23 protein-coding genes are annotated in these 22,366 nt (G+C 59.8%); 11 read left to right on the plus strand and 12 right to left on the minus strand.

Translation table 11 applies throughout. From position 1 onward, the window contains the following. Window positions 1-175: 175 nt before the first annotated feature. Window positions 176-1,702, minus strand: coding sequence for a sensor histidine kinase (locus AC07UI_RS07555; RefSeq protein WP_494991895.1), 1,527 nt, complete (start codon window positions 1,700-1,702; stop codon window positions 176-178). Then, window positions 1,699-2,415 carry a response regulator transcription factor gene (locus AC07UI_RS07560; RefSeq protein WP_494991896.1) on the minus strand — a complete coding sequence of 239 codons (717 nt, stop codon included), beginning with the start codon at window positions 2,413-2,415 and terminating at the stop codon, window positions 1,699-1,701. Before AC07UI_RS07560 ends, AC07UI_RS07555 begins: the two co-directional genes overlap by 4 nt. Window positions 2,416-2,570: 155 nt before the next feature. Here AC07UI_RS07560 and msrB point away from each other — a divergent pair, with 155 nt between their 5' ends. From msrB to msrA, 3 genes are all read left to right on the plus strand, one after another. Continuing rightward, entirely contained in the window at window positions 2,571-3,089 is a 519-nt protein-coding gene (gene msrB / locus AC07UI_RS07565) for a peptide-methionine (R)-S-oxide reductase MsrB (RefSeq protein WP_494991897.1), read from the plus strand. Between the two features lie 43 nt (window positions 3,090-3,132). Further along, window positions 3,133-4,944: a cytochrome c biogenesis protein DipZ gene (locus AC07UI_RS07570; protein WP_494991898.1), complete on the plus strand. Its 1,812-nt coding sequence runs from the start codon at window positions 3,133-3,135 to the stop codon at window positions 4,942-4,944. A 106-nt stretch (window positions 4,945-5,050) separates the two neighbouring features. Further along, the gene (msrA, locus tag AC07UI_RS07575) at window positions 5,051-5,776 is read left to right on the plus strand and encodes a peptide-methionine (S)-S-oxide reductase MsrA (RefSeq protein WP_494991899.1); all 726 of its coding nucleotides are present in this window, start codon (window positions 5,051-5,053) and stop codon (window positions 5,774-5,776) included. Between the two features lie 86 nt (window positions 5,777-5,862). On the opposite strand, the gene AC07UI_RS07580 is transcribed toward msrA, so the two are convergent. Further along, window positions 5,863-6,069 (minus strand): tautomerase family protein, encoded by a 207-nt coding sequence (locus tag AC07UI_RS07580; protein ID WP_494991900.1) that lies wholly within the window; start codon window positions 6,067-6,069, stop codon window positions 5,863-5,865. 383 nt (window positions 6,070-6,452) lie between these two features. On the opposite strand from AC07UI_RS07580, the gene AC07UI_RS07585 reads away from it, so the two are divergent. Continuing rightward, window positions 6,453-7,394 carry a LysR family transcriptional regulator gene (locus AC07UI_RS07585; protein ID WP_494991901.1) on the plus strand — a complete coding sequence of 314 codons (942 nt, stop codon included), beginning with the start codon at window positions 6,453-6,455 and terminating at the stop codon, window positions 7,392-7,394. A gap of 196 nt (window positions 7,395-7,590) precedes the next feature. On the opposite strand, the gene AC07UI_RS07590 is transcribed toward AC07UI_RS07585, so the two are convergent. The 4 genes from AC07UI_RS07590 to AC07UI_RS07605 all read right to left on the minus strand — a co-directional run bounded on the left by AC07UI_RS07590 (window position 7,591) and on the right by AC07UI_RS07605 (window position 11,512). Next, window positions 7,591-7,998, minus strand: coding sequence for a hypothetical protein (locus AC07UI_RS07590; RefSeq protein WP_494991902.1), 408 nt, complete (start codon window positions 7,996-7,998; stop codon window positions 7,591-7,593). 62 nt (window positions 7,999-8,060) lie between these two features. Further along, window positions 8,061-8,432 (minus strand): DUF6124 family protein, encoded by a 372-nt coding sequence (locus tag AC07UI_RS07595; RefSeq protein WP_494991903.1) that lies wholly within the window; start codon window positions 8,430-8,432, stop codon window positions 8,061-8,063. 481 nt (window positions 8,433-8,913) lie between these two features. Then, window positions 8,914-9,900, minus strand: a complete 987-nt coding sequence (locus AC07UI_RS07600) for an asparaginase (RefSeq protein WP_494991904.1) — start codon at window positions 9,898-9,900, stop codon at window positions 8,914-8,916. A gap of 163 nt (window positions 9,901-10,063) precedes the next feature. Beyond that, window positions 10,064-11,512 (minus strand): alanine/glycine:cation symporter family protein, encoded by a 1,449-nt coding sequence (locus tag AC07UI_RS07605; protein WP_494991905.1) that lies wholly within the window; start codon window positions 11,510-11,512, stop codon window positions 10,064-10,066. A 169-nt stretch (window positions 11,513-11,681) separates the two neighbouring features. Between AC07UI_RS07605 and AC07UI_RS07610 the strand changes: the two genes are divergently transcribed. Both AC07UI_RS07610 and AC07UI_RS07615 read left to right on the plus strand, forming a co-directional pair. Next, window positions 11,682-12,500 carry a helix-turn-helix domain-containing protein gene (locus AC07UI_RS07610; RefSeq protein ID WP_494991906.1) on the plus strand — a complete coding sequence of 273 codons (819 nt, stop codon included), beginning with the start codon at window positions 11,682-11,684 and terminating at the stop codon, window positions 12,498-12,500. A gap of 324 nt (window positions 12,501-12,824) precedes the next feature. Then, window positions 12,825-13,484, plus strand: a complete 660-nt coding sequence (locus AC07UI_RS07615; RefSeq protein ID WP_494991907.1) for a PBECR2 nuclease fold domain-containing protein — start codon at window positions 12,825-12,827, stop codon at window positions 13,482-13,484. Between the two features lie 293 nt (window positions 13,485-13,777). Here AC07UI_RS07615 and AC07UI_RS07620 read toward each other — a convergent pair whose 3' ends face one another. Together AC07UI_RS07620 and AC07UI_RS07625 are read right to left on the minus strand one after the other, a co-directional pair. Further along, a complete protein-coding gene (locus tag AC07UI_RS07620; RefSeq protein ID WP_494991908.1) occupies window positions 13,778-14,107 on the minus strand; it encodes a hypothetical protein in 330 nt (109 codons plus the stop codon). Between the two features lie 446 nt (window positions 14,108-14,553). Further along, window positions 14,554-15,456 carry a LysR family transcriptional regulator gene (locus AC07UI_RS07625; RefSeq protein WP_086946341.1) on the minus strand — a complete coding sequence of 301 codons (903 nt, stop codon included), beginning with the start codon at window positions 15,454-15,456 and terminating at the stop codon, window positions 14,554-14,556. A gap of 139 nt (window positions 15,457-15,595) precedes the next feature. Between AC07UI_RS07625 and AC07UI_RS07630 the strand changes: the two genes are divergently transcribed. Together AC07UI_RS07630 and AC07UI_RS07635 are read left to right on the plus strand one after the other, a co-directional pair. After that, window positions 15,596-16,342: an SDR family oxidoreductase gene (locus AC07UI_RS07630; RefSeq protein WP_494991909.1), complete on the plus strand. Its 747-nt coding sequence runs from the start codon at window positions 15,596-15,598 to the stop codon at window positions 16,340-16,342. 147 nt (window positions 16,343-16,489) lie between these two features. Then, window positions 16,490-17,185, plus strand: a complete 696-nt coding sequence (locus AC07UI_RS07635; RefSeq protein WP_494991910.1) for a glutathione S-transferase family protein — start codon at window positions 16,490-16,492, stop codon at window positions 17,183-17,185. Window positions 17,186-17,259: 74 nt separating this feature from the next. Here AC07UI_RS07635 and AC07UI_RS07640 read toward each other — a convergent pair whose 3' ends face one another. Next, the gene (locus AC07UI_RS07640; protein WP_494991911.1) at window positions 17,260-17,907 is read right to left on the minus strand and encodes a TetR/AcrR family transcriptional regulator; all 648 of its coding nucleotides are present in this window, start codon (window positions 17,905-17,907) and stop codon (window positions 17,260-17,262) included. Window positions 17,908-18,013: 106 nt separating this feature from the next. Here AC07UI_RS07640 and AC07UI_RS07645 point away from each other — a divergent pair, with 106 nt between their 5' ends. From AC07UI_RS07645 to AC07UI_RS07655, 3 genes are all read left to right on the plus strand, one after another. Continuing rightward, the gene (locus tag AC07UI_RS07645) at window positions 18,014-18,907 is read left to right on the plus strand and encodes an NAD(P)/FAD-dependent oxidoreductase (RefSeq protein ID WP_494991912.1); all 894 of its coding nucleotides are present in this window, start codon (window positions 18,014-18,016) and stop codon (window positions 18,905-18,907) included. 102 nt (window positions 18,908-19,009) lie between these two features. Further along, window positions 19,010-19,399 (plus strand): antibiotic biosynthesis monooxygenase family protein, encoded by a 390-nt coding sequence (locus AC07UI_RS07650; protein ID WP_054984084.1) that lies wholly within the window; start codon window positions 19,010-19,012, stop codon window positions 19,397-19,399. Window positions 19,400-19,428: 29 nt separating this feature from the next. After that, window positions 19,429-20,292, plus strand: coding sequence for a class I SAM-dependent methyltransferase (locus tag AC07UI_RS07655; protein ID WP_086946347.1), 864 nt, complete (start codon window positions 19,429-19,431; stop codon window positions 20,290-20,292). 731 nt (window positions 20,293-21,023) lie between these two features. On the opposite strand, the gene AC07UI_RS07660 is transcribed toward AC07UI_RS07655, so the two are convergent. Together AC07UI_RS07660 and AC07UI_RS07665 are read right to left on the minus strand one after the other, a co-directional pair. Beyond that, window positions 21,024-21,395: a DUF6124 family protein gene (locus tag AC07UI_RS07660; protein WP_494991913.1), complete on the minus strand. Its 372-nt coding sequence runs from the start codon at window positions 21,393-21,395 to the stop codon at window positions 21,024-21,026. Window positions 21,396-21,901: 506 nt separating this feature from the next. Beyond that, on the minus strand, window positions 21,902-22,231 hold the full coding sequence (locus AC07UI_RS07665) for a hypothetical protein (RefSeq protein ID WP_494991914.1): 330 nt from the start codon (window positions 22,229-22,231) through the stop codon (window positions 21,902-21,904). Between the last annotated feature and the right edge of the window lie 135 nt (window positions 22,232-22,366).

The following is a 22,366-nucleotide window of genomic DNA, read 5'->3' on the forward strand; positions in this document are numbered from 1 at the left end:
CGGCTGCGAAGCAGTCGCCAATCAGGCCATTACGGTTAACCTGCAAAACTGCAGTGCATGATTTTACGACCGCTGCGCGGCCGAACGCAGCCTGTCGGCAGCTGCTACGGAGCGCGTAGCGGCTTAACTGACCGGTACCGGGGCAAGCCTCACTACTCACTATGTCTTGCGCGCTCTACTTCCCCGGCGAGTTCAAATTCATCGACCGAATCGCCAACTGAGCCGCTGTTTCCTCATCCACCGGCAGCGAGAAGCGGAAGGTCGCGCCCCGCCCGGGAACATCGATCAACCGGATCTCGCGACCATGCAGTTGCAGGATCCGGTGCACGATGCGCAAGCCCAGCCCGCCATCACGCCGTGCGCCACCGATGTTGAACGGGCGCAGGAACAACCCTTCACGCAATTGCGCAGCGATGCCCGGGCCGCTGTCGCTGATCGTCACGTCTACGAATGACCCTTGGGGCACGAGGCTGACTTCGACGTCTCCATTGATTGGCGTATGGCGCAACGCGTTGTCCAGCAGGTTGGTCAACACGCGTTCGATCAGGCCGAGGTCGGCACACACGGCCAACCCGCTAGGGGCGAAGTTGGCTTTCAGCGCAGTCTGTCGCGCCTCGGCAGTGAGTTCGAATTTCTGGAAGACGTCCTGCACCAGATCTGTCAGCGAAAATCGTTCCAGTACCGGCTGCACGAAGCCATGTTCCAGGCGCACCAGGTCCAGCAGCGATTGCGCCAGACCGCCAACCTTGCGGCTCTGATCCAGGGCGATGCCCAAGTAGCGGCGCCGCTCCTCCGGGGTCAGCGAGGCGTCCTTGAGTGACAGGGTTTCGAGATAACCATGCAACGACGCCAGCGGTGTGCGCAGGTCGTGGGAGATATTCGCCACCAGCTCCCGACGCTCCTGATCCTGGCGCGTCAGCGAGCGCCATTGTTCGCCCAGGCGGGTTTGCATTTGCCGGAACGCCGCGTCGAGCATGGCGATTTCGTCATGGCTGGCGGTCTTTTCCGGCTTGTCTGATGCAGGCGGTGAAGGAGGGACAACGGGGGCGCCGTCGATGTCGAAATGGGCAACGGTCTCGGTCAACCGACGCAAAGGGCGGGTGATCAGGGCAAACGCCGTGAGACCGGCAATCAGGCACAGTAGCGCAACCAGGCCAATCGACCAGAGCGCGGTATTGAGGGCCACGCTGGTCGCGCCGCGCTCGGCAAAGCGGTCGTGTTCCTCGCTGAGCAGCACCACATAGAGGTAGCCGGCCTGCTGACCGTTGACCCGTAACGGCGCGGCGCTGAACACCTTGCGTCCGTCGACACTGCGCGGGTCGTCGCCGAGAATCGGCAAAGCGTCGCCGTTGAGCAAACGATGCACCGGCGCCAGATCGACCTGTTCGCGGCGCATTCGTCCCTCTGGCGCGGCATTGCCGACGATGCGCCCGCTGGCATCAAGCAGATAGACCTCGACGCTGGGATTGACCAGCATCAACTGGCTGAACAGCTGGCGCACGGCGTTTGGCATCAGGCCGTTGGCGTCCATCAGTTGGGTGTCGTGGGCAATGTGCTGGGCCAGATCGCGGGACAGCCCTTGCACCACTTCAAGTTCGTGCATCTTGTTGGAGCGCACCTGCATCCACGCCGAGGTGCCGCAGCACACCAGCAACAGCAGGGCGAACACCGCCGACAGGCGCTGCGTGAGGGTCAGTCTCATGGCTGATCCTCCGGTGCCGCGAATTTATAACCTCGGCCCCACACCGTCAGGATCCGCACCGGTTGCGCCGGATCGGCCTCGATCTTGGCCCGCAAACGATTGATGTGGGTGTTGACCGTGTGCTCGTAGCCTTCGTGGCTGTAACCCCACACGGCATTGAGCAGGTCCATGCGCGAAAACACTTTGCCGGGTTGGCGGGCGAAGAAATACAGCAGGTCGAACTCGCGCGGCGTGAGATCCAGGTGCCGGCCGTCGAGTGACACATCGCGGGTCAACGGGTCGATAAACAGCCCGCCGGAGGTCAGGCTGCCGGCGTCCATTTTCAGGTTGCGCGCCATTGCGTCGACCCGTCGCAGCAGCGCCTTGACCCGCGCCACCAGCTCCAGCATCGAAAAGGGTTTGGCCAGGTAATCGTCGGCACCCAGCTCCAGGCCAAGAATGCGGTGCAGTTCGCTCGACCGCGCACTGGTGATGATGATCGGCGTGTAGCGAGCCATGGCGCGGGCGCGGCGGCAGATTTCCAGGCCATCGACACCGGGCAGCATCAGGTCGAGGATCAGCGCGTCCCAGCCGCCTTGCTCCAGCAGGCGCAAGCCTTCATTGCCATCGGCACTGTGCACGACCTCGAACTGCTCATCGCGCAGATGCAGCGAGATCAGGTCGGCGATGTGCATATCGTCCTCGACCACCAGGACACGTTTGGGCTGATCCATCGAAACTTAATCCTGCGCCAGGCAATGATCGGCATTGTGCGGCTTTTCCAGGGGCCGAGTTATCACGAATTGTTTAACTCTGCGTGAGGATTTAGCGACCACCTCAAGCCTAGGCTGTCTTCAATGCAAAACACTGCGATATTTTGGAGAGAGCCATGTTTTCTCGGCGACAGTTCCTGATAGCGGGCGGCGGCCTGGGCGTTGCGGCGCTGGCCATCGGCTTATTGCCAAAGTTTACCGCAAGCTCGGCACTGGTCAGCGATGCCAGCGCTGGCGAAACCTTTGAAGTCACCCATACCGATGCCGAGTGGCGGGCACTGCTCAGCGCGGGGCAGTACGACATTTTGCGCAAGGAAGGCACCGAGCGCGCCTACACCAGCCCGCTGAACGATGAACACCGCGAAGGCACCTTCGCCTGCGCCGGTTGCGACTTGCCGTTGTTTTCATCGAGCACCAAGTTCGACAGCCGCACCGGTTGGCCGAGCTTCTGGGCACCGTTGAACAACGCGGTGGCGACCCGCGAGGACCGTTCATTCGGCGTCTTGCGCGAAGAAGTCCACTGTCGGCGTTGCGGCGGCCATCTGGGGCATGTCTTCGACGATGGGCCAAAACCGACCGGTCTGCGCTACTGCATGAACGGCCTTGCGATGACCTTCGAGCCATTATCGGCATAAACCATGGGCATGCTTTTTCTCTCACCTCATTCGGGTCGACACTATGTGGCTTCTGGTTCTCGCGTATCTCGGTGGCGTGCTGACGATTGTCAGCCCGTGCATTCTGCCGGTATTGCCCTTTGTCTTCGCTCGCACCGGGCAGCCGTTTTTGCGCAGTGGCTTGCCGCTGCTGGCGGGGATGGCCCTGACCTTCGCGCTCGTCGCCTCACTGGCGGCGGTCGGCGGCGGTTGGGTGGTGCAAGTCAATCAGTACGGTCGCTGGCTCGCGTTGCTGTTCGTTGCGCTATTCGGGCTGACGCTGTTGCTGCCGCACCTCGCCGAGCGGCTGACCCGACCACTGGTGGCGGCCGGCGGTCGTCTGTCGCAAGCGGCGGGCGCCGATGCGCGACCACGTCCCGGCGCCTCGTTCTTGATCGGCGTCGCCACCGGCCTGCTCTGGGCACCGTGCGCGGGACCGATTCTCGGGTTGGTGCTGACCGGTGCAGCACTGCAGGGGGCCAGCATCGGCACTACCTTGCTGTTGCTGGCTTACGCCGCAGGTGCCGCGACCTCGCTCGCCGGTGCATTGCTGATTGGTGGTAAGGTTTTCGCGGCGATGAAGCGCTCAATCGGTGCCGGTGAATGGGTGCGCCGCGGTTTGGGCGCAGCGATGCTGGCAGGCGTCGTGGCCATCGCCCTGGGTCTGGACACCGGGATTCTGGCGCGGGTCTCGACAGCGTCCACCGGCGGTATCGAACAGGCGTTGGTCGGCCGTCTTGCCGGGAAAACGCTGGCCAGCAGCGGGGCGATGAAGGCGCAAATCCCTCAGTCTCAGGACGCCCTGCCGGGCTCAAGCATGATGGCCTCCGGCGGCGCCATGAAGATGGCGGCGAAAGAGGCTGCGGCGTTGCCAATCGAAGGCAATCTGCCGTCGCTCGACGGTGCCGTGCAATGGCTCAATTCGCCACCACTGACCACCCAGGCCTTGAAGGGTAAAGTGGTGTTGGTGGATTTCTGGACTTACTCCTGCATCAATTGCTTGCGCACGTTGCCGTACGTCAAAGCCTGGGCCGAGAAGTATCGCGATCAAGGGTTGGTGGTGATCGGCGTGCACGCCCCGGAATTCGCCTTCGAGCGTGACGTGGGCAACGTGACCAAAGCCATGAAGGATCTGGGCATCAACTACCCGGTGGCCATCGACAACGACTACAAGATCTGGCGCGCCTTCAACAACGAATACTGGCCGGCGCATTACTTTGCCGATGCTCAGGGGCGTATTCGCTATCACCATTTTGGTGAGGGCAACTACGCCGAGTCGGAGCGGGTGATTCAGCAATTGCTGCGCGAGGCCGGTGCCGCGAAAGTTGCCGATGGCCTGATCAATGCCAGCGCCCAGGGCGTGCAGCTGGCCCCGGACATGAAAGAAGTACAATCGCCGGAGACCTACCTTGGCTACCAGCGCTCCGAACATTTTGTCCCGGCCGACAGCCTGGCGCCTGATCAGGTAACGGCTTACAGCCCGCCGTCTGCACCGTCCCTCAACGATTGGGGGCTGGAGGGCAAATGGAACGTCGGCGCCGAGCGGGCCACGCTGGCAGCCCCGGCGGGCCGGATCGTCTACCGCTTCCATGCCCGGGACTTGCACCTGGTGCTGGGCCCCGGCGCTGACGGCAAACCGGTGCGCTTCAAAGTCACCGTCGACGGCCAGATGCCCGGCGCTGCCCACGGCACCGACGTAGCCCCCGACGGCACCGGCACCGTGACCGAGCAACGGCTTTATCAGTTGGTTCGCCAACCGGGTGATGTGGCGGATCGAACGTTCAGCATTGAATTCCTCGATCCGGGTGTGTCGGCGTATGCGTTTACGTTTGGTTGATCGCAAGTCCGACCACCGATTTCGTAGGAGCGAGGCTTGCCCGCGAAGGCGCCGTGACATGCAGCGAAGAGCTCTCGCCGGACCCATATATCAAGGAGTCAGCACCATGAAAAGCACATTCAATCTTTCACGCCCAATCTGGCGCCGGGCTCTTTTGGGTCTTGCCGCCGCCACCTTCATCGGCCAATGCTCTGCATTTTCCTTCGGCACCACGGAGGACGCAGTGCTTATCCCGCCGCCTGCCCTGGACGAGCCGGCGACTAAATCCAGCACCGAAACCGCAGTATTCGCCGGTGGCTGCTTCTGGGGTGTACAAGGCGTGTTCCAACACGTCAAAGGCGTGAAGCGAGCCGTCTCCGGTTACGCCGGCGGCGCTGCCAACACCGCACAATACGAGCGCGTCAGTGACGGCAACACCGGCCACGCCGAATCCGTCGAGGTCACCTTCGACCCCGCCCAAGTCACCTACGGCACCTTGCTGCAGATCTACTTCTCAGTTGCCCATAACCCGACTGAACTGAATCGCCAGGGCCCTGACACCGGTACTCAATACCGCTCGGCGATCTTCCCGGAAAACAGCGAACAGCAACGCGTCGCCCAGGCCTATATCACCCAGCTCGATGCAGCGCATTCGTTCAATAAACCCATCGTTACCAAGCTCGAAACCTACAAAGGTTTCTACCCGGCCGAGGCCTACCACCAGGACTTCCTGACCGAGCATCCGACGTATCCCTACATCGTGATCAACGATCTGCCCAAGGTGGCGCAGCTGAAACAGTTGTATCCCGAGCGCTATCAAGAGAAACCAGTGTTGGTGAAGGCGGGGAGGTAGCGGGCCAATCATTTAAGGACGAGCCGTCGCCTACCCTGTGGCGAGGGCGCTTGCTCCCTCGCCACAGGGTAGGCGCTCGATTCCTGTCAGGTTTTCAGGTTCTTGCGATATTCAGTGGTGGTCATTCCGGCATACCCCCAATTGTCGGTATCGATTTCCTCTATAACGATATGGGTCAGGTCAGGACGCTTGCCCAACACCCGCTCCAGGGTTTCGGTGATTTCGGCGATGACCTGGGCTTTTTGCTGCTGGGTAACACCGTCTCGGGTGATGCGCACACTGACGAAAGGCATGATCGTGCTCCTGTGATGTTATCGATAAGATCTGAACCAGGGAGCCGGTAGCGGCTCCCTGGTGTTTACCACTTGCCGCTGCTCATCCCGCCATCGACGGCTAAAACGATGCCTGCGGTGAAGTTCGCGTTGGTCAGGTAAAGCACAGCATCGGTAATTTCGCAATGCCTGGAGCCACGGCGTTGACCTTGATGTTGTAGGGGGCCAATGCCGCTCGATGTGCCAGTGATCACAACAGTTCTGGAACTTCAAAATAAGGATTCACGGGGTGTCCCGGAGTCCTTGCCTTCAAGTAGCTGCTCCGGTGAAACAACTGTATTTATTTACCTTTGTTTGATAGATACCAGTCAGAGCACTTCATTTGAACCATGGCGTAATCAATCATGAAGCGACAGTTCGACGACATTCTGCTGGGCAGCATCGAGTTGTTTTGCCTGGCGGCTGAATCAGGAAGCTTCACCACCGCGGCAGCGGTAGCCGGGGTAACACCAGCGGCGGTCAGTCGCTCGGTGTCGCGCATGGAGGCGCGCATGGGCGTGCGCCTTTTCACCCGAACCACCCGCAGCGTAAAACTGACGGAAAGTGGTCGAGCGTATTTCGAGCAATGCCGCCAGGCGTTGGCCCAGTTGGTCGAAGCCCAGCGTGAAGTGATGGGCAAGCAGCAAACACCTTCCGGGACCTTGCGTATCAGCGTGCCCACCACCTACGGCCATCACCGCATCTTGCCGTTGCTGCCGGCCTTTCGAGCGCGCTTCCCGGCGGTAAAGGTCGATGTAAACATCAGCAATCGTAACGTCGACTTCATTGAAGAAGGCTACGACATGGCAATCAGGGTCCGGGTCCTGCCCGACTCAGGATTGATCGCCCGGCACCTGGAAGACGCGCAACTGGTCACGATGGCGAGTCCCGAATACTTGCAGCGCGCGGGTAGACCGCAAACCCTGGATGACTTGCACAACCATGAGTGCATTCAATTCGAGCTGCCCAGCAGCGGTAGGCGCATTGCCTGGTTGTTCAAGGAAAACGCCAAGGACAAAGAGATACTCACTGAAGGCGGCTATAGCTGTTCGGACGATGTCCTGGGCGGCGTAACGCTGGCCAAACATGGTGCGGGCCTCTTTCAGACCTACAAATTCATCGTTGAAAAAGAGTTGGCAGAAGGCTCGCTGGTCGAAGTCCTTGAAGCGTTCAACGGACGATCCCGGCCATTTACGCTGCTCTACCCTGGCGGACGGCATACGCCTTTGCGACTCAGAGCCTTTGTCGACTTCCTGATGGAATACCGGGCGCAATGGAACGTACACGAAGGCGATCTACGGAGCTGACAGCGCACCCACCCGAGGACGACAACGTTTTCTACGCCGCCCCGCCTGCGGATTATCCCGACCCCTGTAGGAGCGAGCTTGCTCGCGATAGCGGCGCTACAGTGCCCATCTGATCTGACGGTGTACACATTCCTCTGCCATAACCCTTGGCATCGTCTTGCGCTCGCGCAGATCCCGTCGCACGAGCGCGTGGAAACTACTCGCCCGCCCCGGCTTTAGCCTTATCAATCGCCGCCTTGATATTCGGTACTGCGTAGTTGCTGTACCAATGATTCATACCGCGGATGGCCTGCTGCGCGGGCGCTGCGTCGTGCGCGCCGATCAGCTCGCCGCAGGCCTGGGCCATGGCGACCAATATGCGGGCGGCCTCAGGCACATAGGGCAGGGCAACGCACTTATCGTGGCGCTCCTGAATGATCCTGTAGCGAATGCTTTCCGGCAGCGTCCAGGCGCTGATCAGAAACTCCTGAACCGAGTATTCCTGGCCCTTGATCTCGACAGTGGCCGATCGATGCTGCTCGCTGTAACCCGCGTTTTCGATCTGCTCGCAGCTGTCGATAACGGTGTTCATCATTTCGCGGATCTGATTCCAGTCAGTTGCCATTTGAATCTCCATTTCAACTCTGGCCCGCCCGCCTCGATCGCGGGCGCGCTTGCTCTATCTGCCTACACCTTCACCGAATGCTCGCGATCCATCATTTTTTCGACCAGCAACAACCCCAACTCCATGAGGCTATAAATCGCCAGGGCGAGGTTGCGGTGTTTGCCCTCCAGATCTTCGGAAAGGTCCAGGGTCAGGGTGCTGGCCGAGCAGAAGGTTTCGTAGGTGTGGGCCATCAAGGCTTCGGGGTTGATGTCCGGGGCGACAGTGAAGAACTGGGGCGGACGCTCGTCGCTGGAACGCGGCTTGCCCGATGGCGGCGGGGTCAGGTAGTGATCGAGGGCCCGATGCGCGGCTTGGTGGAGATTTTTCGAATCGAGGGTTTCGTAGGGCGAAACGTTTGGGATTTCGGGTGGATTGGGGGTTACTTTGAACATTGACGATCTCCTGAATGGAGCTGCCACCGACTCGCTACTAAACGAAGGGGTGGCAGCTGTACGCAGGTTAGTAGACCGGGGAGATACGAAACCGGCGCGCCCGAGGGCGCCCTGCGCACAGCCACCATTGAGTACAGGGATAGGGAAACCTGACTGTCTGGAGCGCAATGCACCTTTCATACCTCCACGGGCTACTAAACCCGATCGCTGATGGGCAGCGACAGGAGAACCTTAGTGGCGTGGGGCAAGGCGCACAAGCGGGGCGATTCTGGGGGATTTGTAGGCAATGGCGCAAGGTGGTGTAGTCAGTGGATGACGCCGGAAAGTCGTTGGATCAAGTTGCTGTGGTTGGGGGGAGTTGCCGGGTGCGGCGGCGATCTGTGAAGCGCAGTGTGCGGTAAGTAAATTTGAGAATCCTCTGGCCGTCCTCCCCACTTCAGGGAGGACCGGGTCATTAAGCGCGATCCTGAGGAGCGATCTTTCAGTCCACCCGCTCACCGCACAGGTCGAGGGCGAACCAGCGTTCCACTTCGGCCTGCTCCAGACCTGCGCCTAGCAGGGCGAACAGCTTGCCCAGCGCCGCCTCGCGGGTCATGCCGCCCGCGCAAACCAGGCCGCTGGCGAGTAGCTGGCTGCCGGCGGCATAGATGCCGAACTCGACATGGCCATGCGGGCACTGGCTGATGGCCGCGAGCACCACGCCGCGCTCATGGGCTGCGTGCAGGACTGCCAGCAGTTCGGCGTTGTCCGAGGGACCGGTGCCGCTGCCGTAGCACTCCAGCAGCAGCCCGCGTACGCCGCTATCGAGCAGGGCCTGCACATGGCAAGCCTGGATGCCCGGGAAGAACGGCAGCACCGCGAGGTTCACCGGCTGGCGCGGCTGGAGGTAGTCCAGGGCCGAAGGGATCGCATCGGCGCGTTCGCCATCACGTTGCCGTGGCAGCACGGTGAAGGCGTTAAAGGCATCGCTGCGCAGCTTGCTGACCCGCGCGCCGTGCATCAGCTCGCCACTGAAATACAGATGCACCCCGGGCGCGATGCCCGCTTCCAGGGCCTGCATGGCGCCACACAGGTTGGACCAGGCATCACTGCCCTCGGCGCCGGCGGGCAGCATGGCGCCGGTCAGCACCACTGGCACCGGTAGGCCGAGCAGCAGGAAGCTCAGTGCGGCAGCGCTGTAGGCCAGGGTGTCGGTGCCGTGCAACAGTAGCACCGCGTCATGGCCGCCAATGGTCACCGCATCGACAATGACGTCACGCATGGCCAACCAGTTGGCCTGGCTCATGTTGGCGCTATCGAGCAGCGGCAGCAGGTCGTGAAACTGCCAGTTCAGGGCCGACGCCTGGCTTCCCGGGTGCGCACGCATACGCGCTTCGAAACCGCTACCAGGGGCCAGCCCTTGAGGAGTCTGCAGCATGCCGATGGTGCCGCCGGTATAGAGTACGAAAAGGTTTTTGACTGCGCTCATGCCGTAGTCCTTGGGAACTCGTGAAATGAAACAGGTGGGCCAGCATGCAGCGGATCGCTTTAGCGGATTCGGCCAGGGCCAGGGAGCACTGTTGTCTGATGCGACGATGCCACTCCCCCGCGCCAAGCGGGAAAGCGGCACCCTATGAAGCGTTGTTAAAGGGTTAGCGGCGGCTTTGCACCAGGCTCGCTACAGGTTGTTCTACGGGCGCCTCGGCGACCTGCCCGGCGGGCCAGGCGTCACGGTCGATGTCGAGGTCGGCGAACTTCGCCGAATCGAACACTGGGGTCTGGATCCCGGAGCGGCGCTGTTCGTCGTAGTCGCGCATCAACCGCAGACCGACCTTGAACAGCAGGGCCAGTGCGATCAGGTTGACGAAGGCGAGGCAGGTCATGGTGATGTCGGCAAAAGCGAACACCGTAGACAGGTTCTGGATGGAGCCCCAGAGGATCAGCACCACCACCAGGACACGGTAGCCGATGAGTGCAATACGGCTGCGGCCGAACAGGTATTGCAGGCTGTTCTCGCCGAGGTAGTAGTTGTAGAGGATTGAGGTGAACACGAAGAGCGCCAGCGCCACGCTGACGAAGATCCGCCCCCAGTCACCGACCACTGCGGCCAGGGAGTTCTGGGTCAGGACGATGCCGTCACCCTCGAAGCCCGGGGTGTAGAAGCCCGAGAGCAGGATCAGCAGGGCAGTGCAGGTGCAGATGACAAAGGTGTCGAGGAACACGCTGAACGCCTGCACCACGCCTTGTGCCACCGGATGGCGCACGGCAGCCACGGCGGCGACGTTGGGTGCGCTACCGAGGCCCGCTTCGTTGGCGAATACACCGCGCTTCACGCCCATCACGATGGCGCTGCCGATCAGGCCACCAAAGGCCGGATCGAGGCCGAAGGCACTCTTTACGATGGTCACAAGCATGCCCGGTACATGGTCGAATTGCAGCACGATCACGTAGAGGGTCACTGCGATGTAGATCAGGGTCTTGACCGGCACCAGTAGGTCGGCCACTGCGGCAATGCGCTTGATGCCGCCAATGAACACCAGGCACAGCAGCGCGGCCAGGGCGATGCCGCTGTACTGTACGGGGAAGGCGAAGGCGTTTTCCAACGAGTGAGTCACTGCGTGGGATTGCAGGCCGTTGAAGGCGAAGCCGAAGGTCACCAGCAGCAGGGCCGCGAAGACCATGCCCAGCCAGCGCTGGCCGAGGCCGTGCTGGATGTAGTAGGCCGGGCCACCACGGTAAAGGCCGTTGCCGTCACTGCGCTTGTAGAGTTGGGCCAGGGAACACTCGAAGAAGCTGCTGGACATGCCGACCAGCGCGGTCACCCACATCCAGAACACTGCGCCGGGGCCGCCCAGGGTCACGGCGATGCCAACGCCTGCAATATTGCCCGCACCGACACGGCCAGCGAGGCTGAGCATCAGCGCCTGAAACGAGCTCAACTGGCCGGAGCTGCTGCGCAGGGAGTCCTTGAACACGCTGAACATATGGACGAAGTGACGGAACTGGACGAAGCGGGAGCGTAGGGTGAAGTAGCTGCCCAACCCGACGATAAGCACGATGAGCAGTTTCCCGGACAGGAAATCGTTAAGCGCTTCGAGCATGGAGGATTCCTCGATTCTTATTGTTCGAATATGGACTGCACGACAACAGTGCCGTGAGTGTGGCGAGCATGATGGGCCAGCGCCGACGGTCAGGCCATTTCGCAGGTTTGCTTGATCTGATGCTAGTTGATGCTATATTCGCGCAGCTCGCATCACTGGAGGCCGGCGCATGTCGAACAACCTGGGCACCAATCTCAAGCTGTTGTGCAGCCATTACCGCTCGATCGCCGAGGTTTGTCGCAAACTGGCGATCCACCGCGCGCAGTTCAACAAGTACCTCAGTGGCCAGAGCCAGCCGACTGCCTACAACCTCAGGCGCATCGGAGATTTCTTCGGGGTCGAGGACTACGAACTGGGCCTGCCGCCTGAGCAGTTCGCCCGCCTCATCGGCGCGCGCAATACGGACAGCGCTTCGAGTCCGACCGATGACCCGCTCTACAGCCTGCTGCAACCACTGCGTGAGCACTCCAGTAGCCTTTCGCGCTACTGCGGCTACTACTTTGAATACGCCAATTGCATGTCGGTGCCTGGCAGCATCCTGTTGTCGCTGGTGCATCTGCGCGAGGAGCGCGGCAACTTCCTGTTCGAGCGCCAGGAACGCCAAGAGCGCTCCAGCAGCACTGACGTGCAGGCGGAAGACTGGGTGCGCTGCCGCTACTTGGGCGCGGCGTTCCACCTGCAGGACCGCTTGTTCCTCATCGACTACGAGTCGCTGACCGTCAACGAGATGAGTCAGACCATTCTCATCCCCAGCTTCAAGAGCCGCATCACCCGCTTGAATGGCCTGAAGACCGGTGTCTCCAGCGGCGACCGGCGTACTCCGGCCTGCACCCGCGTGGTTTGGGAGTACCTGGGGCCGGAGATCAACCGGGTCAGCGCCTACCGCCAGGTGATGCTCTATCGTCCGGACGATGCGCGCATCGATGAGGACATCCGCCAGCGCCTGGCCGCCACGCCGGTGCGCAACGGTCTGTTCGAGATCGAGTGACAGTTCATTGGATACCCGCGTTCGCGGGGATGTGCGCAGGCACTGGCTACGCAACGCGCAGGGTAGACAGTTTTGTTGCGCGCCCTGGAACTTGATGGCCAGGCGCCCGTTGATCACGCAGTGGCTGCCGTTGCCGTAGAGCGGCTTGCCCGCCGGGCACAGGCAAGAAAAGGGAAAGGGGATTTTTGGGTGGGAGAAAGAGAGGGAGGGTGCCGCTAGCTGTGACGCGGAGCGTCAACCATCAAGTGCAGGCGATAGGGAAACCTGACTGTTTGGAGCTCGATGCACTTTGTTTTAACCACGGGCTACTAAACCCGATCGCTGATGGGTGTCCCCGTTCGTCGCTCGGTCGGGCCGATGGCCTGCAAGATCTATGGCAAAATGCTGGTCTACCATGCCTGGTCGGATCGCCTTTTGAGTACGGACACTACCCCTCCCAAGATTTCAGAGCGGAAAGGTCAGCCCACCTGGCTGGACAGCAATCTGCCTGATTTGCGTACTCTGGAGCGCGAGCTACGTTCGCAGGCGATGGATGAAGTGCCGGCGGCCACGTCTCATGAGGATGCTATTGAGGTCGTTGCCCAGCACCTGGGCTTTGTTGATCCCGCGATTCTGTCGCTGGCAGTTAAAACGCCTATGGGGGCGGTGACGATCCTGCGCAGCAGCATCTATCACATCGTGGAAAAACGGATGGATGCCCGGGAGCGCTATGTGAAAATGGCCATGGATACTCTCTGTGGTCCACTTGAAGTCTGGAAGGTGGCATTTACAAACGAGACGTATCGGCTGGCCTTCATTGGCGCCTATGAGTCCAAGAGGCAAATGCTGGTGAGCGTGTCCCTCGTCGGGGGCCGGGTGATGTGGAACTTCATGCAGAGCGATGCCAAGGCGTTGAACAAGCACCGGCACGGTGAGTTGTTGTTCAAGCGCTACACACTTTTGTTACGGGCAAGAAAAAGGGCAGCTCATGAGGGCTGCCCTTAAAAGTTTTGCTTGATATTCATATACACACCCTCAAGCAGGGGTGTGGAGGTCTCACCCTGCGCTGATGTCCAGCCATCGACGGGGTTCCTACGCCAGTTATAGCCGCTGGAGGCAACTGGTTTCGCGCTCACAGTCATTCTCGAACGAAGTTGACACTTCCGTCAATCACTTTAGGTGTAAAACACCATCAGTGCGGCCCAATGAATATTGGGGTTTTCAGCTACTCCGGACGGGCTAGCGGTGTTCTGTGCCACCCCAGCCACCACCCTTGTCGTCTCGGGCGGCCCCATCATTCACTGAATGTCTTTCAGGTAGTCCTTGAGCGCGATCAGCGGGGTATCAAGCTGCGCCATGGTCTGAGCACCGCCGAAATCAGCTGATAACCTGTTCAGCTCGCGACCTAGCGGTGTATTAACACCGCCTAAAGCGTTCAGCGCCAAACCCAGGCATTGATCCACTTTAAGCTGGATAGCCTCGACATCACCCCGGCGCACCAGTAACTCGAAAACATCGCGCTGGTAATCGCTCATGATCAGATCGTCACGCAGGATCGGACTTTGATCTTCCGTCTCGTAAGCCAGCTTGAGGGAGAAGAGGGCGACGGTTTCCAGTGGCAATTCCATGAGGGGAATCCTTTTGAAATGTCCCAGTGGTGCGGGAGGTGTGGAAGGGCAAGATCAAAAGTCGCAGCCTTCGGCAGCTCCTGCACGGGGCGGTGGTGGCTTTTCTTTGGGCGAAAAAAAAAGGCCTTGCAAAGCAAGGCCTTTCTTGATTTTGGTGCCCGAGGGAGACTCGAATAATAGCATAGCTGTATGATTTAAATAGTTTTTTGTCTATGTACACTTCCACGTTGTACTGCGAAGTGTACACCCTACCTGCTTTCAATAAGGACTGGTGTGGATGAAAGTTTGATCGGATATCTCCATCCAATTTCCGACGAGCTGTCAATAATATTTTCACGAAACTGGTTAAGGATAGACTCCCTGGTCTGCCGAAAATGCCGAACCGGCACCTGGCGAATTTTCATGATTAGTCGGGCGTCATGAGCACACCAAGCTGACTACTGCAATTATGATGGTCTGGGTTGATCGTTAAATGCAGAATTTTTTGCGAACACCTCGGCGATGAAATCCATGAATACAATGGCCCTTTTGGGGAGAAGCCGGTCGGCAACGTAAATGACTTGCACGGGGACAGCCGGAGCTGCGTAGTCCCTAAGCAACACCCGCAGATTGCCATTTTTCAGCCCTTCCTCGTAAAGCCATTCGGGCCCCTGTGCGATCCCCAGTCCCTCGTTTACACACTCTCGTATGGCCTCAGGTGAGTTGACCCGAAGCCTGCCAGAAACGGGAACATCGATATCCCGAAAGCGCCATGTGGTGCCTGTCGACAGCAGGGTGTAGATCAGGCAATCGTGCGTTCTCAGATCATTGGGCGTCGTGGGGATTCCGCGTTTGGCCAGGTATCCCTTGCTGGCAACGCATACACGCTCGAACCAGCCTAGCGGCCGGGCACGCATTGCGCTGTCTTCCAGATGTCCGATGCGGATCGCCAGTTCAGCCCCTTCGTCGACCAGATTCACATAGCGATCATTGATCTGCAGGTCGAGCGTCAACTCTGGATAGCGCTCCAGAAATGTGGATACATGCGGCACCACGAATGCATGGGCTAGCGCGGTCGGGCAGGCGACTCGCAACAATCCGGACGGGGCGACGTTCTCCCTGAAGGACGACTCCGATTCTTCCACGGCATCGAGAATGCGCCGGGCATCTGCGTAATAGCGTTCTCCTTCGGGGGTGAGGGCAAGCTTTCGTGTGGATCGGTGAAGCAGCCTGGTTTGCAAATGATCTTCCAGCGCCGCCACATAGCGGCTGACGTTAGGCTGCCCCAGCCCCAGGTCACGCCCCGCAGCCGAGAAGCTTCCTGTCTCAACAGCGCGAACAAAGCAGGTCATCAGCAGTAGTCGATCCATCTAGGCCTCTCATTCATGCAATATAAGCATGAAATGTATTCGAATAGGCCATCTTATCAATGCACAGGTATGAATACATAGTTTCCCTCTGGCAGGTCAGTACATCGACTGACCGTGAAAAACCGAAAAGGAAACTTACATGTCCCGATTGCAAGGCAAACGCACTCTCATCACCGGCGGCACCAGCGGCATTGGCCTGGAAACGGCTAAGCAGTTCCTCGCCGAAGGCGCGCGCGTGATCGTTACCGGAGTCAATCCGGAGTCCATCGCAAAGGCCCAGGCGGAACTGGGAAGCGAAGTATTGGTACTGCGTGCTGACTCAGCCAGCATCGATGCGCAGAAGGAACTGGCGCAGGCCGTTCAGACTCACTATGGCCAACTCGATGTTGCCTTTCTCAATGCAGGCGTATCCGTTTGGCTGCCGATCGAAGAGTGGACGGAGGAAATGTTCGATCGCTCCTTCGACATCAACGTTAAGGGGCCGTACTTTCTGATCCAGGCATTGCTACCAGTCTTCGCGAACCCTGCGTCGGTGGTTCTCAATACCTCGGTTAGTGCACACCTCGGCGACGCGCGTTCATCAGTTTATGGCGCGACCAAGGCCGCGTTCCTGAACATGTCGAAGACGCTTTCTAGCGAACTGCTCCCGCGTGGTATTCGCGTCAATGCAGTCAGCCCTGGTCCGATTGATACGCCGCTTTACGACAAGCTCGGTATTCCCGATGCCTATCGCGAACAGCTCAACCAGGATATCGCAGCGACCATTCCGTTCGGCCGGTTTGGTACGCCCGAGGAAGTGGCCAAGGCCGTGCTGTACCTGGCGTCAGACGAGTCACGATGGACGGTTGGCTCGGAACTCATCGTCGACGGTGGCCGCTCGCTTTAGCTGCCAACGATACGCGAAGGAACGTCTCCTGCGCTTTTACGGAAAACTGATTGCCACTCAGGCTTTCTTGAAGTCACGGACGTTGCTTCTATACGGCCCGCTCCCACTCGTGGCGGCGGGCTTTGATTCTTCAGTGGGTCTATTCCAATGCCACAGTCACAGTTCACACTCGTCAGCCATCCGTTATGCCCATTCGTTCAGCGAGTGGCCATCGTGTTACTCGAAAAAGGTATTACCTTTCAGCGTATCGATGTCGATCTTCGCGACAGGCCAGACTGGTTTCTGGCGATGTCGCCAAGCGGTAAGGTTCCGCTGCTCAAGGTTCCAGACGGCAATGAAGGCGAGTCCGTTCTATTCGAGAGCGTCGCCATTTGCGAATACCTGGAGGAGGTGTACCCGGAGCCTGCGTTACATCCAATGAATGCGTTGATCCGAGCACAACACCGTGCATGGATCGAATTCGCCTCTGCCACACTGGCGGATGCATGGGGATTTTTGAACGCCACCGACCAGCAGACAGCCCTTGGCAAATCTGCAGCATTGAGAGGAAAGCTGGAGCGATTCGACAGTGAAATATTGGACGGCCCTTATTTCGTCGGCGAGAGGCTCAGCATGGTCGACATCGCCGTGGCTCCAGTTTTTCGCTACTTCGACATACTTGGATTCGAGCCCAATCATCAGTTGTTCGATGGACTGAATCGAGTGGCTGATTGGCGCCGTGCGCTGGCCAGCCGTTTCAGCATTCAGGCGGCAGTTGCAGAGGACTATGCCATCCGGTTCCGCAACCACTTGCAGGAAGCAAGAGCACTCTTGGCTACTGCATCGGAAACGCATCCCCTTTGAATGCCGATGCGATCGCGCCGCCGCTAGCTTGGCCAGCAGGGGCGCTGGCCAGGCTGGCCGGGGCAATTAAGCTCCTAATCGCCAGCGTGGTCGGTGCCGCCGTGCGCGGCGATGAACATGGCGACGGCCGCCCGGCAATAGGATTCGATTTCGTTGTCGTCCTCTGCTCTCTCCTCATCGAAGCGCGCGATCATCAGGAGATCGGATCCTTTGAATAGCGCGGCAAACAAACGGGCGGACCGCAGAGGATCGGGCACGTTCAGAATCGCCTTCGCGTGCAACTGACCCAACAGGGCCTCGATCTGGGCGATGACATAGGCGGGGCCGGCTTCGTAATGCAGCTTGCTTAACGACCTTTGATTCGTCTTGGCGGCCATGATCATGGCTTCGACACTGCGCACATCCGGGCTCAACAACGTGCGGAGCAGGGATGTTCCCACCGCCATGAGCTGATCTGCCGCCGAACCGCCGACGCCTTCAATAAGGGCCTGTGGTGCAAACTGATGGCAGTGGGCCGCGATGGCCGCACTGAACAGCGCCTCCTTGTTCTCGAAGTGCCGATAGATGCTTAGCTTGGATATCTTCGCCCGCTGGGCGACCTTGTCCATTGTCGTCGCTTGAAAACCCAATTCCGCAAAAAGTTCGCCCGCGGCGTCGATGATCGTCTGGCCTAGCGCATCGTTGGCGGGCCGGCCACGTCGGCCCTGACTGTTTTCGGTCATAAAATTCCAGTACTTGACAGTATCTAAATTCGTGAATTATGGTACTTCTTAGTATCTTAAGTGTGCAAGCCGATCTCCTTTCATCCACAGCGCGGAGCCCATCACCATGAATGACGTCATCATCATCGGTGGCAGTTTTGCCGGTCTTGCCGCCGCTTTGCAGCTCGGCCGTGCCCGGCGCAAGGTCACCGTTCTCGACACCGGCCTGCCGCGCAATCGCTTCGCCGACCACTCGCATGGCCTGCTCGGCCACGACCACAAGCCACCGCTGGAGATCCTGGTCGAGGCGCGGCAGCAGCTGGCGCGTTATCCCACGGTCAGGCTGGTCACTGCCTGTGCCGAGAGCGTCTGCGGCGCTATCGACGATTTCTCTGTCCTCACTGGCGATGGCGAAAGCCTCAGGGCGCGCCGCCTGATCCTGAGCTATGGCGTCGCCGACCAGATGCCTGAAGTTCCCGGCTTTGCCGAAGGCTGGGGCAGCTCCATCGTGCCTTGCCCCTATTGCGACGGCTTTGAAGTTGCCGGCCGGCATTGGGGCCTCGTCTGGTCCGGCCCGCCGTCGCACAACTACGTCAGGCTATACCACGACTGGACCGACACATTGACGGTCTTCGCCAATGGTCACGACATTCCACCCGACATCCGGGCCGATCTGGCGCGCCGCGGCATCCCTGTCGTCGATGGCCGGATCACCGAAATCGACCATGACGAGAGCCATAACACCACCGTCAGGCTCGACGCCGGCCCCCCTGTCGCGGTCGACATTCTGTTCGCGCATCCGTGCAACAAGCCGTCCGCAAGCCTGCATGAATCGCTGGGCCTCGCCACGGTCGATACACCCCTGGGCATCGCCCTCAAGGTCGACGAGCGCCGCGAAACCAGCATGCCCGGCGTCTACGCCGCCGGCGACCTCGCCAATCCCCTCATGCCCTCGGTCACCACGGCATCATGGCAAGGCGCGACGGCGGGCATCTCCGCCCAGCAGTCGATGTTGGTTTGAGAGCACAGGTTCCCTTCTTCGGTGGTTGCTGGTTTCTGAATGTTGCTTCGAAGCAGCATCGATCACGCCAGTTTCAATTTCACAATAGACAGGAGCGCCACCATGGCCGACCAAAAGCCGCAAGACCGTAAATTCAAACCGCTAGACGATAAATTCCCGCTTGAGCGCCAACTCGGCATCGCGGCCGCGCCAGTCGTGCTAATCAACCTCTTCACGCTCGATTACGCCGACGAAGCGGGCTTCCTGGACGCTTTCAAGGCGGCTGCCGAGATCATAACGAAGCAACCGGGCTTCATTTCCATGCAACTGCATCGAGCGATCGGCGATAGCCCGACTTACCTGAACTATGTGGTGTGGGAATCTACCGAGACGGTCCGCGCCGGCCTCACCCATCCCGAGTTCGTCGCGAAGCTTTCGGCCTATCCGTCATCCGTCGTAGGCAGCCCGCACCTGTTCCAGAAGGTCGCCGTTCCCGGCTTTTGCACGGCCTAGTTAAGAGCGAATCAAAACGAGGAGATGTCATGACAGAGCAAAATGCCTATCAGGTAGCTGACTGGAATGGCCAAAGTGGAGAGTACTGGGCCGCCAACCAGGCCCGGCTCGACGCCATGTTCGCGGTGTTCGGCCAGGCCGCGATAGAAGCCGCCGCGCCCGCGACGGGCGAACGCGTTCTGGACGTCGGCTGCGGCGCGGGCGCCTCGAGTCTGGCTCTGGCCGCTCGCGTCGGCGCGGGCGGCCATGTGCTAGGCGTGGACATATCCGAACCGTTGATCGGCCGAGCGCGTGCGCTTGCGCCGAAGGATACGCCGGCCCTGTTCCGGGTGGCCGACGCCAGCAGCGCCGAGCTGCCCGAGGGCGCGTTCGACATCCTGTTCTCGCGTTTCGGGGTGATGTTCTTCGACGATCCGACTGGGGCGTTTGCCCATATGCGGCGTGCGCTGCGGCCGGGCGGGCGGGTCGCTTTCGTCTGCTGGCGCGGCGTGGCCGAGAACGATTGGCTGCGCCTGCCGATGGGCGCGATCAAGGACATCGTCCCGCTACCCGCGCCGCCCGGTCCCGAAGCGCCCGGCCCGTTCTCGTTCGGCGACCGGGGACGGGTGACGCGCATCCTGACAGCGGCCGGCTTCACCGATATCGCTATCGCGCCCTTCGATGCTTGTATCCCGTTCGGTGAGGGCGGGACGCGAGACGCGGCGATCGATGACGCGGTGAAGATGGCGTTCGAGGGCGGCCCGCTGTCGCTTGCGCTCGCCGATCAGCCCGACGACATCCGCGCCCGCGCCTCGGCGGCGGTTCGTGGCGCTTTCGCCAGCCTTCCCGGCGAGCGGTCGGTGATGATCGACGGCGCGGCGTGGATCGTCATGGCACGCAATTCGGCAAGCTGACAGGGATTAACAGGGGAGGCGCCCCCGCTTATTAGATCGAGGCGTCTTTGGCCGGTCAGATTAATGTCCCTTATGGCTTGGCCATCCGTCCCCGGCAAAAGAGAGTACTCGCGAATGGCCCAAATCGGCCAGGAACTGTCTAAAAGTCTAAAAAAAACCGTGGCAATTCATAAATTATCGCCACTGATCGTGCGGGCTCGTAGCAGAGCTCAAGGAGCGAATCGCTGCATTGAAAGCCGAGTTGGGAATCATCGAAGAGTAGGATGATGAAATCATGGACGATATAAATATCGCCATTTACCGATTTTATCAGTTGCTGGAGCTATCCGTGGGTGTGCCGTAAGTATTCAATCGGCTGCCTTGGGTCGATTCTGTTGAAAAAGTCGGTTCTTTCAGACGGCCCGGATACTGACCGCTGAAAACACCTTTTTTGCGCGCTGCTACGCGAAATCGGAACCCGGAATCCACTGCTCAATGCAAAGATTTTAAGTTCTTGAGGGAAAGGGGACAGATTTATTTGTGGGCTTTGTCCCGTCCTGAATAAGGTTTACACCTGTTTCAGGACTAGACACTTGTCAACTTTTTGAAAAGTAAATCTGAGAATCATCTAGCCTGCCTGCCTGCCTGCCTGCCTGCCTGCCTGCCTACCGCTCGGCGCCACTGGCCCCAAACCCAAATCCCATCAACTTTGGTGCGCCCGCGCTCGACGCGGGCGCGCTTGCTCTACTTGCCTACACCTTCACCGAATGCTCGCGATCCAGTGCTTTTTCGACCAACAACAACCCCAACTCCATCAGGCTATAAATTGCGAGGGCGAGGTTGCGGTGTTTGCCTTCCAGGTCATCGGACAAATCCAGGGTCAGGGTGCTGGCCGAGCAGAAGGTTTCGTAGGTGTGGGCCATCAAGGCTTCGGGGTTGATGTCCGGGGCGACAGTGAAGAACTGGGGCGGACGCTCGTCGCTGGAACGCGGTTTGCTTGATAGCGGCGGGGTCAGGTAGTGATCGAGGGCCCGGTGCGCGGCTTGGTGGAGATTTTTCGAATCGAGGGTTTCGTAGGGCGAAACGTTTGGGGCTTCGGGTGGGTTGGGGGTGACTTTGAACATGGTTGGTGCTCCTTGAGTGGAGCCGCAACCACTTCGCGACTAAACGAAGGGGTGGCGGCTGTACGCAGGTTAGTCGACCGGGGAGTCACCATTACCGGCGCGCCGAAGCGCCCTGCGCACAGCCACCATCAAGTGCAGGGATAGGGAATGCCTGACTGAATGATGCTTGTACACCGTAATGACAACCTCCGGGCGACTAAACCCGATCGCTGATGGGCAGCGACTGGAGAACCTTAGTGGCGTGGGGCAAGGCGCACAAGCGGGGCGATTCTGGGGGATTTGTAGGCAATGGTGCAAGGAGGTGTAGTCAGTGGATGACGCCGGAAGGTCGTTGGATCAAGTTGCTGTGGTTGGGGGGAGTTGTCGGGTGAAGCGGCGATTTGTGACGCGGAGCGTCACGGGATGCGTTACCACGCGGAGCGTGGGAACGATCAAACTCCGGACGGGCTAGCGGTGTTCTGTGCCACCCCGGCCACCACCCTTGTCGTCTCGGGCGGCCCCATCATTCACTGAATGTCTTTCAGGTAGTCCTTGAGCGCGATCAGCGGGGTATCAAGCTGCGCCATGGTCTGAGCACCGCCGAAATCAGCTGATAACCTGTTCAGCTCGCGACCTAGCGGTGTATTAACACCGCCTAAAGCGTTCAGCGCCAAACCCAGGCATTGATCCACTTTAAGCTGGATAGCCTCGACATCACCCCGGCGCACCAGTAACTCGAATACATCCCGCTGGTAATCGCTCATGATCAGATCGTCACGCAGGATCGGACTTTGATCTTCCGTCTCGTAAGCGAGCTTGAGGGAGAAGAGGGCGACGCTTTCCAGTGGCAATTCCATGAGGGGAATCCTTTTGAAATGTCCCGGTGGTGCGGGAGGTGTGGAAGGGCAAGATCAAAAGTCGCAGCCTTCGGCAGCTCCTGCACGGGGCGGTGGTGGCTTTTCTTTGGGCGAAAAAAAAGGCCTTGCAAAGCA

The organism is Pseudomonas sp. GW821-FHT04C07 (assembly GCF_059420325.1).

What these genes read in the sequence shown, in the direction of transcription:
- AC07UI_RS07555 (WP_494991895.1), bottom strand. Translation starts at nt 1,702, where the DNA reads ATGAGACTGACCCTCACGCAGCGCCTGTCGGCGGTGTTCGCCCTGCTG.
- AC07UI_RS07560 (WP_494991896.1), bottom strand. Translation starts at nt 2,415, where the DNA reads ATGGATCAGCCCAAACGTGTCCTGGTGGTCGAGGACGATATGCACATC.
- msrB (WP_494991897.1), top strand. Translation starts at nt 2,571, where the DNA reads ATGTTTTCTCGGCGACAGTTCCTGATAGCGGGCGGCGGCCTGGGCGTT.
- AC07UI_RS07570 (WP_494991898.1), top strand. Translation starts at nt 3,133, where the DNA reads ATGTGGCTTCTGGTTCTCGCGTATCTCGGTGGCGTGCTGACGATTGTC.
- msrA (WP_494991899.1), top strand. Translation starts at nt 5,051, where the DNA reads ATGAAAAGCACATTCAATCTTTCACGCCCAATCTGGCGCCGGGCTCTT.
- AC07UI_RS07580 (WP_494991900.1), bottom strand. Translation starts at nt 6,069, where the DNA reads ATGCCTTTCGTCAGTGTGCGCATCACCCGAGACGGTGTTACCCAGCAG.
- AC07UI_RS07585 (WP_494991901.1), top strand. Translation starts at nt 6,453, where the DNA reads ATGAAGCGACAGTTCGACGACATTCTGCTGGGCAGCATCGAGTTGTTT.
- AC07UI_RS07590 (WP_494991902.1), bottom strand. Translation starts at nt 7,998, where the DNA reads ATGGCAACTGACTGGAATCAGATCCGCGAAATGATGAACACCGTTATC.
- AC07UI_RS07595 (WP_494991903.1), bottom strand. Translation starts at nt 8,432, where the DNA reads ATGTTCAAAGTAACCCCCAATCCACCCGAAATCCCAAACGTTTCGCCC.
- AC07UI_RS07600 (WP_494991904.1), bottom strand. Translation starts at nt 9,900, where the DNA reads ATGAGCGCAGTCAAAAACCTTTTCGTACTCTATACCGGCGGCACCATC.
- AC07UI_RS07605 (WP_494991905.1), bottom strand. Translation starts at nt 11,512, where the DNA reads ATGCTCGAAGCGCTTAACGATTTCCTGTCCGGGAAACTGCTCATCGTG.
- AC07UI_RS07610 (WP_494991906.1), top strand. Translation starts at nt 11,682, where the DNA reads ATGTCGAACAACCTGGGCACCAATCTCAAGCTGTTGTGCAGCCATTAC.
- AC07UI_RS07615 (WP_494991907.1), top strand. Translation starts at nt 12,825, where the DNA reads ATGGGTGTCCCCGTTCGTCGCTCGGTCGGGCCGATGGCCTGCAAGATC.
- AC07UI_RS07620 (WP_494991908.1), bottom strand. Translation starts at nt 14,107, where the DNA reads ATGGAATTGCCACTGGAAACCGTCGCCCTCTTCTCCCTCAAGCTGGCT.
- AC07UI_RS07625 (WP_086946341.1), bottom strand. Translation starts at nt 15,456, where the DNA reads ATGGATCGACTACTGCTGATGACCTGCTTTGTTCGCGCTGTTGAGACA.
- AC07UI_RS07630 (WP_494991909.1), top strand. Translation starts at nt 15,596, where the DNA reads ATGTCCCGATTGCAAGGCAAACGCACTCTCATCACCGGCGGCACCAGC.
- AC07UI_RS07635 (WP_494991910.1), top strand. Translation starts at nt 16,490, where the DNA reads ATGCCACAGTCACAGTTCACACTCGTCAGCCATCCGTTATGCCCATTC.
- AC07UI_RS07640 (WP_494991911.1), bottom strand. Translation starts at nt 17,907, where the DNA reads ATGACCGAAAACAGTCAGGGCCGACGTGGCCGGCCCGCCAACGATGCG.
- AC07UI_RS07645 (WP_494991912.1), top strand. Translation starts at nt 18,014, where the DNA reads ATGAATGACGTCATCATCATCGGTGGCAGTTTTGCCGGTCTTGCCGCC.
- AC07UI_RS07650 (WP_054984084.1), top strand. Translation starts at nt 19,010, where the DNA reads ATGGCCGACCAAAAGCCGCAAGACCGTAAATTCAAACCGCTAGACGAT.
- AC07UI_RS07655 (WP_086946347.1), top strand. Translation starts at nt 19,429, where the DNA reads ATGACAGAGCAAAATGCCTATCAGGTAGCTGACTGGAATGGCCAAAGT.
- AC07UI_RS07660 (WP_494991913.1), bottom strand. Translation starts at nt 21,395, where the DNA reads ATGTTCAAAGTCACCCCCAACCCACCCGAAGCCCCAAACGTTTCGCCC.
- AC07UI_RS07665 (WP_494991914.1), bottom strand. Translation starts at nt 22,231, where the DNA reads ATGGAATTGCCACTGGAAAGCGTCGCCCTCTTCTCCCTCAAGCTCGCT.